General features: G+C 49.6%; 3 tRNA genes. All 3 read right to left on the reverse strand.

Annotated elements, in window-relative coordinates:
- Nucleotides 1-2: 2 nt before the first annotated feature.
- A tRNA-Ala gene (locus tag SKC36_RS12315) sits at nucleotides 3-79 on the reverse strand.
- 77 nt (nucleotides 80-156) lie between these two features.
- Nucleotides 157-244: transfer RNA gene (locus SKC36_RS12320), tRNA-Ala, on the reverse strand.
- A 41-nt stretch (nucleotides 245-285) separates the two neighbouring features.
- Nucleotides 286-362, reverse strand: a tRNA-Ile gene (locus SKC36_RS12325).
- Nucleotide 363 lies beyond the last annotated feature (1 nt).

Below are 363 nucleotides of genomic sequence, written 5' to 3' on the forward strand. Positions count from 1 at the left end.
ATTGGTGGAGAATAACGGATTCGAACCGTTGACCCCCTGCGTGCAAGGCAGGTGCTCTAGCCAGCTGAGCTAATCCCCCAATTTTAATTGGGTTTTAATGTTAATCTCTTCATTCATTAGACTCGTTTGTCTAATGCGGTACGCTCAATTTCTTCGAGTGGAGATAACGGATTCAACACGGAATGTAATTCCGTTGACCCCCTGCGTGCAAGGCAGGTGCTCTAGCCAGCTGAGCTAATCCCCCGTTATTGGCTTTCATCTCTAGCTTGCCCCAACCTTATTTGTTGGTGGGCCTGCGTGGACTCGAACCACGGACCTCTACATTATCAGTGTAGCGCTCTAACCACCTGAGCTACAAGCCCG

The sequence above is a fragment of the Aquirufa sp. OSTEICH-129A genome, assembly GCF_054558355.1.